This is a genomic window from Aeromonas sp. QDB25, assembly GCF_027707725.1.
Lineage (GTDB): Bacteria > Pseudomonadota > Gammaproteobacteria > Enterobacterales > Aeromonadaceae > Aeromonas > Aeromonas caviae.
Genome location: NZ_JAPCIZ010000029.1, coordinates 19,095 through 30,985, shown reverse-complemented (window position 1 = coordinate 30,985; position 11,891 = coordinate 19,095). Strand labels below are relative to the sequence as shown.

Here is an 11,891-nt window from a genome sequence, read left to right as displayed (position 1 = left end):
TACTGATGAGTTTGATTGCTGTATCGAAGGCAGATTTCAGTGGTGGCTGTAGCTCAGTTGGTAGAGTCCCGGATTGTGATTCCGGTTGTCGTGGGTTCGAGCCCCATCAGCCACCCCATTATTCCCCTCCAGGCTGGGATCAGCCTGATGAGACAGCAGCACGCTGTCTGTTTGGACCGGCCACTGGCCGGTCTTTTTGTTTCTGCGCCGTCCGCTTTTTGGCGCAACGCCCCCACCCCATCCTCTGGCGCTCGGCGTCCTGCTCAGGACGCAATCCGGACCGCCGTCACAAAAATGGGGTTTTCTGCCCCGCTCAAGACAAGCCCTCCTCATGCCATGACCCAGCGCAAGTCCAGGTCTGATCCCTCGTGTTATGGATAAAAAGATTGATAACACGGCTGCCAGGGCGCTCCTTCCTTCTCTTATCCCTTGTCCAGGAGCAGCCAAATTCGATGGCACCGATTCATCTTTTCGTAATACGGTCATCCCATCCTTAATCAATTAGCTGAAATATAAGGAGTTATTGATAACCCCCCGATGCCGGTCCAAGGCCCAACCTGTCACATGCCCCGCCGGTTGCAGGAAAAGTTCCCATACTGAGTTGTCTGCATTGCACATGACTGCCAAGGAGAGACAGAGATGAGTGAAGAAAGCAAATGCCCCTTCAACCACACCGCCGGCGTCGGCAGAACCAATCGAGATTGGTGGCCGAACCAGTTGCGGCTGGATCTGCTGCATCAGCATTCCCCCGGCGCCGATCCCATGGACAAGGACTTTGACTACGCCAAGGCCTTCGCCAGCCTGGATTACAAGGCACTCAAGAAAGATCTGGTCAAGCTGATGACGGATTCCCAGGAGTGGTGGCCGGCGGACTTCGGTCACTACGGCCCCCAGTTCATCCGCATGACCTGGCATGCTGCGGGCACCTATCGCACCACCGACGGTCGCGGTGGCGGCGGCCGTGGCCAACAGCGCTTCGCCCCCCTCAACAGCTGGCCTGACAACGTCAACATCGACAAGTCCCGTCGCCTGCTCTGGCCCATCAAGCAGAAATACGGCAACAAGATCTCCTGGGCCGATCTGCTGATCCTCGCCGGCAACGTCGCCCTGGAGACCATGGGTTTTCGCACCTTCGGCTTTGGCGGTGGGCGGCCCGACGTGTGGGAGCCGGATCAGGACGTCAACTGGGGGGATGAAATTGCCTGGCTCGGGGTCGATCCCGATCGGGTCAAGGGCGATCGCGAGCTTACGGCCCCCTTCGGGGCCACCCACATGGGCCTCATCTACGTCAACCCGGAAGGGCCCAACGCCAGCGGTGACTACATGGAGGCTGCCAAGGACATCCGTTCCACCTTCGGTCGCATGGCCATGAACGATGAAGAGACGGTCGCCCTTATCGCCGGCGGCCACACCTTCGGCAAGGCCCACGGCGCCGCGCCCGAATCCCACAAGGGGCCAGAGCCGGAAGCCGCGCCTCTGGAGGCCCAGGGCCTCGGCTGGATGAGCGACTACGGCAGCGGCCATGGCAAGGATACCGTCTCGAGCGGGCTCGAAGTGATCTGGACCAAGACACCGGCCCTGTGGAGCAACAACTTCTTTGAAAACCTGTTCAACTACGAGTGGGAGCTGACCAAGTCGCCAGCCGGCGCCAAGCAGTGGGTGGCCAAGGATGCCCCGGAGATCATTCCCGATGCGCACATCCCGGGCAAGTTCCACAAGCCGACCATGCTCACTACCGACCTGACCCTGCGCTTTGACCCCGAGTTTGGCAAGATCTCCCGCCACTTCTACGAGGATCCGCAGGCCTTCGCCGATGCCTTCGCCCGCGCCTGGTTCAAGCTGACCCACCGTGACATGGGCCCCATCGCCCGCTACCTGGGGCCGGAGGTACCCAAAGAGGAGCTGATCTGGCAAGACCCCATCCCCGCCGTCAATCATCCCCTGATCGATGACAAGGACGTGGCCCTGCTCAAGGAGAAGATCCTGGCGGCCTCCCTGTCCGTAGCCGAGCTGGTGTCGACCGCCTGGGCTTCCGCGTCCACCTTCCGTGGCTCCGACAAGCGTGGCGGCGCCAACGGTGCCCGCATCCGCCTGGCTCCGCAAAAGGAGTGGGCCGTGAACCAGCCTGCCCAGCTTGCGAAGGTGCTTCAGGCCCTCGACGGGATACAGCAGACCTTCAACGCTTCCGCCACCGGCGGCAAGCGGGTATCCCTCGCCGACCTCATCGTGCTGGCGGGCGGCGTGGGGGTCGAGCAGGCCGCGAAGAGAGCCGGTGTCGCCGTGACCGTGCCCTTCACTCCGGGCCGGATGGATGCCTCCCAGGCCCAGACCGATGTGGACTCCTTCGCGGTGCTCGAGCCCCTCGCCGATGGATTTCGCAACTACGCGGGCGAGTGCGCGGGCTTCGCGGAGACCATGCTGATCGACAAGGCGCAGCTGCTCACCCTGAGTGCCCCCGAGATGACGGTACTGGTGGGCGGCATGCGGGTGCTCGGCACCAACGCGGGCAACTGCCACGGGGTCTTTACCGCCGCCCCGGGTACCCTCTCCAACGACTTCTTCGTCAACCTGCTCGACATGGGCACGGAGTGGAAGCCGGCGGCGGGCAGCCAGGGAGTCTATGAAGGCCGTGATCGCCAGAGCGGCAAGGTGAAGTGGACCGGAACCCGGGTCGATCTGGTGTTCGGTTCCAACTCCCAGCTGCGCGCCCTGGCGGAGGTCTACGCCAGTGCGGATGCCAAGGAGAAGTTCGTGAAGGACTTCGTGGCGGCCTGGACCAAGGTGATGAATCTGGATCGCTTCGACCTCGCCTGAGGCTAAAGCACTGCTCGACCACCAAGCCCGGTATCACTACCGGGCTTTTTTATCGATGCTAAAGGGGAGTCCCATCCCTCCCCTTTGAGTGCTGCCATCGACCAACCCGCAAGGGGAGATGGCCAATGCCCCCAGCCCCGGGAAACCAGGAAATACCCCAGCAGGGCCTGACGCGCTCACCTTCATGGGCACAACCCCATTTCAATGAGTGGACATGATCGCCGTCCCATGAAATGTTCACGTATGACACTCAGGCCCGAGTCTTCACAAGAATCCTTCTATAGTCATCGGGATAGAATTGAAGCGACCCACATCAGCAAGGATGTTTAAATGCCAATTACACGCAGAGAGTTTTACAAGCTAGCACTGGGATCCGCCGTCGGTCTGACGACATTGAGACTTCCGACTCCGGCGTTTGCCGAAGGGTTGTCACTGAAGACACCACTGCGCCATGGCGCCGGCCAACCAGGTGAAACCGAGAGTGGCCTGCCGCCAGCGGGCTCCGTCAGCTCGGTCGAAGATTTTGAGTACCAGATCAAGTACCAGCGGGCCTTCGAGGCTGTCTTGTGGAACATGCCGGCGGTCGCCATCTACAGCTTCCGGCGCGCCGCCTTCGACAATCTGGGTCTCAAAGACAACGACATCATCGCCTATGCCAAGCCTGCCACCCCGCATCTCGAGGCCATCACGGCCAACAGCACCACCCCCTACATCACGGCCTTCACCGACTTGCAACACGGCCCCACCGTGCTGGAAGTGCCCGCTGCGGGCCCGGATGGCAGCCTGTATGGGCAGATTGTCGATGCCTGGCAATTCACCATCGCGGATGTGGGCCCGGCAGGGCTCGACCAAGGCAAGGGCGGCAAGTTTTTGCTGACGCCCCCCGGCTACAGCGAGCCGATCCCGGCCGGCTATCTGCATGTTCCTTCCCCGAATTATCGCGTGGCGTTTGCCTTTCGCTCTGTGCCAGCGCCCGGCAAGTCGACGAACGATGCCTATCACTACTCCAAGCGCCTGCGCATGTACTCTCTCTCCGAGGCGAGCAATCCGCCGACCCAGCGCTTCGTCGATCCGGGCAACAAGCGCTACCCGACCCTGCCCTACTACGACGAGCGTCACTTCGACGACCTGCATGCAGTGGCCAGCGTCGAACCCGTGCGCGAGCAGGACAAGGTGATGATGGGGATGCTCACCTCCCTTGGCATAGGTCGCGGCACCTCATTCAACCCGGATGAGAAAACCCGCAAGGCGATGCGCCAGGCGGCCATCGATGCCTGGTTCTACATGCAGCATTGGTATGACAATTTCCCGAAGGAGAAACGCTACTGGCCTGACAGGCACTACGCCTCCCTCTTGCAGAGCGATGACAACAAGACCTTCACCTTCACTTATGAGGATCGCATCGACCTCATCAATCGCGCCGCCGAGTACTTCTGGTGTACCTATATGCCCAAGGCGCTGAGCGATACCCCGGCCACCCAGTACCTGATGTGCCTCGCGGACAACAACGGCAAACTGCTGGAAGCCGGTCAGCTCTACAAGCTCACCATCCCGGCCAAGATGCCGGTCAAGCAGTTCTGGGCACTGACGGTCTACAACCGCGACACCATGTCCTTTATCTACAGCGAGAGCGGGCGCACCACCCTCTCCTCCTACGATCTCGACAAGATGGCCAAGAATCCGGACGGCAGCATCACCCTCTACGTGGGCCCGACCGCCCCGCCAGGCAAGGAAAACAACTGGATCCCGACCAGTGGCAAACGCCCGCTGCCGGCCATGCGTTTCTATGGCCCGACCGACGAATTAAACCACAAGACCTTCAAGCTGGCGGATTTCGAGCGCGCATAAACCATGAACAGGAGTGGAGCACTTATGAGAAAGCTATCCCTTGCGGCAGTGTTATGTATCGCAGCCATGCCTGCCATGGCACAAATCACTGATAAAATGGCACAAGATGCCTATATCTACGGCTATTCCATGGATGAGGCCTACAAGTTCTTCTATGAAACGGCGGTCAAGACCGACACCCCGCTGAACCGCTTCCAGAACATTCGCCACCTGGCGGACGATACCTACACCGATCACCCGACCATCAACAACGATACCCTGCACCTGCAGGGCTGGTTGGATCTCAGTGCGGAGCCGGTGATCATCAGCGTGCCGGACATGGACAAGGGCCGTTACTGGATCCTGCACACCATGGACATGGGCCATTACACCACCTCGATGATCGGCTCCCGCACCCACGGCACCAAGGGGGGTCACTTCATGTTTGCCTCCCGTAGCTGGAAAGGCGAGACGCCGGCCAGCGTCACCGAGGTGATCCGCGTCGACTCCGACATCCTCAAAGTGATGGGCCGCATCATGGCCACCAGCAAGGACGACGAGAAGGTCGCCCTTGGCTACATGGATGACTGGAACGTGCGCACCCTGTCGGCCTATCTCGGCCAGCCTGGGCCCAAAGCCACCGAGCACCAGTGGCCGGATCCGGCGAGCACCAACTGGTTGCAGCGGGTCAACTTCGTGCTGTGTCAGGGGGACATGGGCACCGCCGACAAGCACTGGCTGGCGCAGTACAAGGAGACGGGCCTCGCGCCCTGCAACACCAAGCTGAGCGCGGCGCAAATGGCCGCGGCGAAGCAAGGCGAGAAACAGGGCTTGGCCTATCTCAACGCGCTCCTGCCCAAGATGACCAGCTCGGAAGGGCTGCTCGGCACCCGGGCTGAGCTTCAAAACCAGAAGCGCGATCTGTTCGCCGAAGGCACCCTGATCGGACAATGGGGACTACCGCCGGAAGAGTCCGTCTATCTACAGGCACTCAAGGGATCCGATGGCCAGAGCATCAACGGCGCCAACGGCAAGCAATACCGCATGCATTTCAAGGCGCCCGAGGTCAGCCAGTTCTGGTCCTTCACCGTCTACGGCACGGATAACAAGCTGATGGCCCATAACACCATCAACCGCCACAGCCGTGGGGATCGCACCCTCAAGCCGGGCCCGGATGGTATGTACACCATAGAGCTCAGTGCCAAGGGGGATGCCAGCAACCCGAACTGGCTGCCCATTCCGGAGAAGGATGCCTACATCATCATGCGGCTGTATGGGCCGAACAAAGCCATTCGCGAAGGCAAGTACCCGATGCCGGTGCTGGAAGTAGTGAAATAGCGGTGAAATAAGGCACATGGGCTCACCGCGCTGGCTGGCAGACAAAATCCGAGGGGGGATGGCAAACTAAGGCAGCGTCTGAGCGGTACCAGGCAGAACAGCCAAAACAAAAAACCGACCATCAGGTCGGTTTTTCTTATTGCGGATAAGGGCGGGATCCACGGCTCGACAACTCAGTGTCGACATGTCACACCAGCCTTGTCAGGGGAAGATATTACACTGCCTTTACATTAAAAAACCTGCATAGCCACATAGTTAAATGGCACTTTGCGGTATCAATAACAGGTTTTATTTAATCAAGGCAGCATATTGAATCACCCAGTTATAGTGTCCCGCCGTTGCTGGCGATGACCTGGCGATACCAGTCGAAGCTGCGCTTCTTGCTGCGCGCAAAGCTGCCGCTGCCGTCGTCGTTCTTGTCCACGTGGATAAAGCCGTAGCGCTTGCTGTACTCCCCTGTGGTGAAGGAAACGCAGTCGAGACATCCCCAGGGGGTGTAGCCCATGACATCCACCCCGTCTTCGACGATGGCGAGCTTCATCTGCTCGATATGGGCGCGCAGGTAAGCGATGCGGTAGTCATCGTCTATCTCTCCCCGCTCGTCTTTCTGATCCCGCGCCCCGAAGCCGTTCTCGACGATAAACAGCGGCTTCTCGTAGCGGCCATAGAGCAGGTTCAGGGTGTAACGCAGCCCCACCGGGTCGATTTGCCAACCCCATTCTGAGGCCTTCACATGGGGGTTGGGTACACTGCCCTCGAAGCCCGACAAGGCGGTGCCCGTGCCGGCGCCGTGGGCCCGCACCGCGTTGCTCATGTAGTAGCTCAGCCCGATGTAATCGGCGCAGCCCGCCCGCAGCGTCTCCTCATCCCCCGCTTCCATGACAATCTCATAGCCCTTGCGTTGCCACTCCTTGCGGATATAGGCGGGGTAATGGCCGCGCATGTGAACGTCCCCGAACAGGAAGCGCTCGCGCATGGCGATTTCCGCATACATCACATCGTCCGGGTGGCAGGAGTAGGGGTAGAGGGGCACCATGGCCAGCATGCAGCCGATCTGCAAGCCCGGGTTGATCTCATGGCCCAGACTGACCACCTTGGCGCTCGCCACGAACTGATGGTGCAGCACCTGGTACATACACTCTTCCGGGTTCGGCTCCTGGTTGTAGATGACCCCGGAGCAGCAGTAGCCAAACAGCGGCACCTTCCAGTTGCGCTGGTTGTTGATCTCGTTGAAGGTCATCCAGTATTTGACCTTGTGCTGGTAGCGGCGCAGCACCACCTCGCTAAAGCGCACGAAGCAGTCCAGCACGGTGCGGCTCTTCCAGCCGCCGTATTGGGTCACCAGGTGGTTCGGCATCTCGAAGTGGGAGAGCGTGATGACAGGCTCGATGCCGTGGCGCAGCAGCTCGTCGAACATGTCGTCATAAAAACGCAGCCCCGCCTCGTTCGGCTCGGCCTCATCCCCCAGCGGGAAGATGCGCGACCAGGCGATGGAGGTGCGAAAACACTTGAAGCCCATCTCGGCAAACAGTGCGATGTCGTCTCTGTAGCGGTGGTAGAAATCCACCGCCTCGTGGTTGGCGTAGCGATGACCGGCCTCAATCTTGTCGGTGATGACGCGCTCCACCCCGTGGGCGCCGCTGGTGAGCACATCGACGATGCTGAGCCCCTTGCCGCCCTGATCCCAGCCCCCTTCTACCTGGTGGGCGGCGACCGCCCCCCCCCACAGAAAGTCTTTCGGTAATGCGTTGTTCATGACTTGTCGCTCCTTATACGGCTTTGGATGTCAGCGGCTGGGGTTGGCTTATTTCGGCATCTGTCTGAAAGCCCGCCATCCAGGAGAAGATGACGCCCAGGGTAAAGGCTACGCCGATGGAGAGCAGGAAGCCCAGGAACTGCGCCATGTGGCCCTCTTTGAAGAACACCGGCAGCACGGCGATGCCGGGGATGCAGTAACTCCAGGAGACCGCGTTGAAGGCTCCCGCGACCGTACCACCGATGGCACCGGCCAGGCAGCCGCAGATGAGCGGGCGTTTGAAGCGCAGGGCCACCCCGTAGATGGCGGGTTCGGTGATGCCAAACAGGGCGGTCACGCCGGCCGAGAGGGTCACGCTTTTCAGCTCGGGATCCTTGGCCTTGAAGTAGACCCCGAACACGGCGCCGGCGATGCCGAACACGGCGGAGGCTTGCAGGCCGGTAAAGGTGTCATAGCCCAGGGTGGCGTAGTTGCCCACCGTCACCGGGGTGATGCCCCAGTGCACGCCGAGGGTCACCAGGGGTGTCCAGACAGCCCCCACCACGAAGCCGGCGATGGACGGGCTCAGGTGATAGAGGGTGTTGTAGATGCCACCGATGGCGCCGCCGATGAGGTTGCCGATGGGGCCGAAGGCCAGCAGGGTCAGGGGCACCATGATGGCGAGGCAGAACATGGGGGTGAAGAGGTTGCGTACCACCACCGGCAGGATCCGCTCGAAGAAGCGCTGCACATAGGACATGGCCCACACCATCAGGATGATGGGGATCACCGAGGCCGTGTAGCTCAGGTACTGCACCGGCAGACCGAGGAAGCTGAGCGGCGCGCTGTTAAGGGGAACCCCCACCAGGTTGACGATGGCCTCGTTGATGGCCGGGTTCTCCATCGCCGACTGCATCAGCGCTTGCACCGCCGGATCCGCGGAGTTTGCCAGGATGATTTTGTTCGCGGTCAGCATGTTCATGTAATCGGGCGACACCAGGGCGCAGGCGGCGATCACGGCGGTGAAGGGGTTCACGTTGAACTTCTTGGCCGCGGTGAAGGCGACCATCACCGGCAGGAAGGTAAAGCCGGTCCAGGAGACGAAGTTGAGGATGCGGAAGGTGCCGCTGGCGGTGTCCATCCAGCCGATGGCGGCGAAGAAGGAGATGAGCCCCTGCAACACGCCGCAGGCGGCCAGTGGGTAGAGGAAGGGGGCGAAGATGCTGGAGATGATGTCCATCAGGTGGTTCACCATACCCACCTTGGGGGCGTCGACCACGGCGTTTTCGTCGATCTGCACCCGTTTTTGCACTTCCCGATAGGCATCCCCGACGTGGTTGCCGATCACCACCTGCAGCTGACCGCTGGACTCGATGACGGTGATGACCCCTTGCACCCGTTTCAACACCTCCTTGTCGACCCGTCCCATCTCTTTTAGGACAAACCGCAGCCGGGTGGCACAGTGGGTGACGCTGATGACGTTGCTGTCACCACCAATCAACTCGACGATCTGTTTCGCCGAGTCCGCATAGTTTATTGCCATAATGATCCTTCCCTGCCATTTATTAATTAATATCGAAACAATTCAAATGTTATGAATCGATGGTAGGGAAAGCATTCATCCTTGTCACGATATAACAAAATACCCGCTTTGTTACTTGTTACATAAAAGACACACCCTGTGACACCTCGGCACTTATCTTGTTTGCCAACTGGCGACCGATGGATTCGATGATATAAATCACCGGCACCTGGGTGGTAATATCATATTCATTGTCGACCACCAGCCTGGCCGCATGATATGAAATATTGAAATCCGCCATCTGGGCCAGGGTGGATTTATTATTGCTGGTAATAGTGATGAGCTTGCAGTGATGAAACAGAAACTGCTTCGCCAACTTGATTATCTCGGTGGTCTCCCCGGAGACCGAGAGCACGATCGCCACCGCCTGTTTGTACATGTCGGTGTTGACCGGGTAGTAGGGATCATCGATGTGGTTGCTGAACTTGCCGATGTTGGAGAAGAAGCGCGCCCCGTAGCGCCCCAGCGTGCCCGAGCTGCCCGCCCCCACGAAGATCACCCGCTCGGCCCCCGCGATCTGCTCGGCGGCGCTCGCGATCAAGGCGTCGAATTCGTCATTGTTGATGCTCTTGAAAAAAGAGAGGAACTCGTTGGCACCGTGTGGCAGCGATATTTCGCCGCGCTTCTCGGCATTCATTTTTAGATAGGCTTTGAATTCCGCATAACCGCTGCAATTCATCTTCTTACAAAATCGCAATATGGTGGCGGTCGACACATCACAGGCTTCGGCCAATTCCCTGACCGTCATATAGATAACCGTCTGATGGTTCTTTATTACATAGTTATATACCTTGAACTCGAAGGCATTTAATGTTGAGACCAACTGATTATTAAACATGGTAATTCACCGAGCGCAGCCGCGTCCTTATTCAGGATGATGTCACGCAGTGTAACAAAAGGAGTGACCCGGTCGAGGAAGGATAAATCTAAACGCTCGAACTGTGATTACTATCACAATCACGCCGGCAAGATTTTCGCGTATCTGCCCATGGCTTCGATGAGAGAAGGAATATTTAGGCTCTGCATGGAGCCTAAATTTTTAGCGAATGTCATTGTGTCTATTAGTGGCACGCAATATCAGGTTATCGGTGAGCAACCCCTCCATGGGATCAGCAAGTCCCGCGATGCCAGCAGAGGGTGAGCGTATTTGTACGCTTCGCCCCCAAGGCGCCTGAGCACATGGTGCCGCGATCACGGTGCAGCCGTATGCCTCGAAATGGCTCATGAGGACGGCGTACTGTCGGTAGTCCAGCTCACTGTATTGCAGGAAGGGGTAGACGCCAGGGATTCCATCTTGTCGTCATTGCTGAACGCACCTTCCATCGCGACCCTGTTTGTGAAACCGGGCCGCGTGGCGATCCCTGCCGAGCAATTTGATGCCTATGAGATGGCAACGGATGAGCTGCCTGTCGACTAAGGGCTGCCCCGGGAGTACAAGTACAGAAATGTCCCCTCTATCTCCAAGCTGAAGAGATAACACCGTGACGGGAATAAGGGTGTGTACGGCTGGCTCAGAAAGCAAAAAACCGACCCTGAGGTCGGTTTTTCTAATTTGGTGCTGGGTCGGGATTGACTCGCACCATCCCTGGCGCTCGCCCTGCGGGCAGCCTTCGGCTGTCCAAGCGGGCTAGTCCACCCGCCTGTCGATACCGGGTAGAGACCAGATTGCCGGCTACCGGAAAAACAAAAGGCCCCGTCTTGCGACAGGGCCTTTTGTTTTATTTGGCGGTGAGGGAGGGATTCGAACCCTCGATACGTTGCCGTATACACACTTTCCAGGCGTGCTCCTTCAGCCACTCGGACACCTCACCAAATTTTTACTTCTTTGAAGTGGCTTTCGGAGCACGCTACGCGTGCTTTCTTGCCGACTTCGTCGGTGGGCAGCTACTCGGACATCCCACCAAATTTTGGTCTGTGGTTTAACGTGTTCAGCCAACACGGGTTCACTGCGCTGTTGCGCCGGAACGGGGCGTAATTTAGGGGAAAGCCCCGCCGCCGTCAACGGCTTTTTAGCCGCAGCGAACCGTTCGCACATTAAACGCACAGTTCAGGTGCTGAAGTCAGTGAACGGATTCCGGTGCGACCTGGATTTCCGGCAGATTGAGGAAGCCAAGGCGTTCACATTCGGAAACCACTTCATGGGTGGCTGCCGTGGTGCTTTCAACGAACAGCAGGAACTGCTCGACGGTGAGACCCGCCTTGGTAAAGACGGTGTGACCCACAACGAGGCGTGGCAGGTTGTCATCGATGATGTCGAGGAACACCTTGAGGGACGGATATTGCATGTTGAGACGACCCAGTTCGGCCACCAGGGGCAGTAGCGATGAGGGGCGCACCTCCAGCTCGGATGAGAACAGCAGCCCTTCCTCTTCCACGAAGATCCGGCTCTCCTGGATGCCCTCGACGGACTGCAGGGAGACCATGTGGATGCCATGACACTGATCGCACACATAGTGCTCGATCCGGGCCTGTTGCAACCAACGCATTATCATTTCAGAGCTGGGGATATTCATCATTTTCACGACACGGTAGAGATCAAGGGGCGCAGTCTAAACCAATTTTCAGACAACCAAAAGCACACAGGCCGGATCCCCG

At 58.9% G+C, this 11,891-nt stretch carries 8 protein-coding genes and 2 tRNA genes; 5 read left to right on the top strand and 5 right to left on the bottom strand.

Going from position 1 to position 11,891, the window contains the following annotated elements:
- Positions 1-42: 42 nt before the first annotated feature.
- The 4 genes from PG883_RS11990 (at position 43) to PG883_RS11975 (ending at position 5,979) form a co-directional block, all read left to right on the top strand.
- Positions 43-118: transfer RNA gene (locus PG883_RS11990), tRNA-His, on the top strand.
- Between the two features lie 521 nt (positions 119-639).
- Entirely contained in the window at positions 640-2,814 is a 2,175-nt protein-coding gene (gene katG / locus PG883_RS11985) for a catalase/peroxidase HPI (RefSeq protein ID WP_010674980.1), read from the top strand.
- Positions 2,815-3,144: 330 nt separating this feature from the next.
- On the top strand, positions 3,145-4,662 hold the full coding sequence (locus tag PG883_RS11980; protein ID WP_029314641.1) for a DUF1254 domain-containing protein: 1,518 nt from the start codon (positions 3,145-3,147) through the stop codon (positions 4,660-4,662).
- Between the two features lie 75 nt (positions 4,663-4,737).
- Positions 4,738-5,979 (top strand): DUF1254 domain-containing protein, encoded by a 1,242-nt coding sequence (locus PG883_RS11975; protein ID WP_199767331.1) that lies wholly within the window; start codon positions 4,738-4,740, stop codon positions 5,977-5,979.
- A 322-nt stretch (positions 5,980-6,301) separates the two neighbouring features.
- Here PG883_RS11975 and PG883_RS11970 read toward each other — a convergent pair whose 3' ends face one another.
- The 3 genes from PG883_RS11970 to PG883_RS11960 form a co-directional block, all read right to left on the bottom strand.
- The gene (locus PG883_RS11970; RefSeq protein ID WP_010674983.1) at positions 6,302-7,735 is read right to left on the bottom strand and encodes a 6-phospho-beta-glucosidase; all 1,434 of its coding nucleotides are present in this window, start codon (positions 7,733-7,735) and stop codon (positions 6,302-6,304) included.
- Positions 7,736-7,748: 13 nt separating this feature from the next.
- Complete coding sequence (locus PG883_RS11965; RefSeq protein WP_010674984.1) at positions 7,749-9,257, bottom strand: PTS transporter subunit EIIC; 1,509 nt, start codon at positions 9,255-9,257, stop codon at positions 7,749-7,751.
- Positions 9,258-9,375: 118 nt separating this feature from the next.
- Positions 9,376-10,134 (bottom strand): MurR/RpiR family transcriptional regulator, encoded by a 759-nt coding sequence (locus PG883_RS11960; RefSeq protein WP_029314645.1) that lies wholly within the window; start codon positions 10,132-10,134, stop codon positions 9,376-9,378.
- A gap of 456 nt (positions 10,135-10,590) precedes the next feature.
- Between PG883_RS11960 and PG883_RS11955 the strand changes: the two genes are divergently transcribed.
- Entirely contained in the window at positions 10,591-10,713 is a 123-nt protein-coding gene (locus PG883_RS11955; RefSeq protein WP_258057335.1) for a hypothetical protein, read from the top strand.
- 306 nt (positions 10,714-11,019) lie between these two features.
- On the opposite strand, the gene PG883_RS11950 is transcribed toward PG883_RS11955, so the two are convergent.
- Together PG883_RS11950 and PG883_RS11945 are read right to left on the bottom strand one after the other, a co-directional pair.
- Positions 11,020-11,107: transfer RNA gene (locus tag PG883_RS11950), tRNA-Ser, on the bottom strand.
- Between the two features lie 249 nt (positions 11,108-11,356).
- Positions 11,357-11,812, bottom strand: coding sequence for a YbjN domain-containing protein (locus PG883_RS11945; protein ID WP_160839247.1), 456 nt, complete (start codon positions 11,810-11,812; stop codon positions 11,357-11,359).
- Positions 11,813-11,891: the final 79 nt, after the last annotated feature.

Coding starts and splice junctions, on each gene's coding strand:
- PG883_RS11945 (WP_160839247.1), bottom strand. CDS start 11,812: ATGATGAATATCCCCAGCTCTGAAATGATAATGCGTTGGTTGCAACAG.
- PG883_RS11965 (WP_010674984.1), bottom strand. CDS start 9,257: ATGGCAATAAACTATGCGGACTCGGCGAAACAGATCGTCGAGTTGATT.
- PG883_RS11960 (WP_029314645.1), bottom strand. CDS start 10,134: ATGTTTAATAATCAGTTGGTCTCAACATTAAATGCCTTCGAGTTCAAG.
- katG (WP_010674980.1), top strand. CDS start 640: ATGAGTGAAGAAAGCAAATGCCCCTTCAACCACACCGCCGGCGTCGGC.
- PG883_RS11980 (WP_029314641.1), top strand. CDS start 3,145: ATGCCAATTACACGCAGAGAGTTTTACAAGCTAGCACTGGGATCCGCC.
- PG883_RS11975 (WP_199767331.1), top strand. CDS start 4,738: ATGGCACAAATCACTGATAAAATGGCACAAGATGCCTATATCTACGGC.
- PG883_RS11970 (WP_010674983.1), bottom strand. CDS start 7,735: ATGAACAACGCATTACCGAAAGACTTTCTGTGGGGGGGGGCGGTCGCC.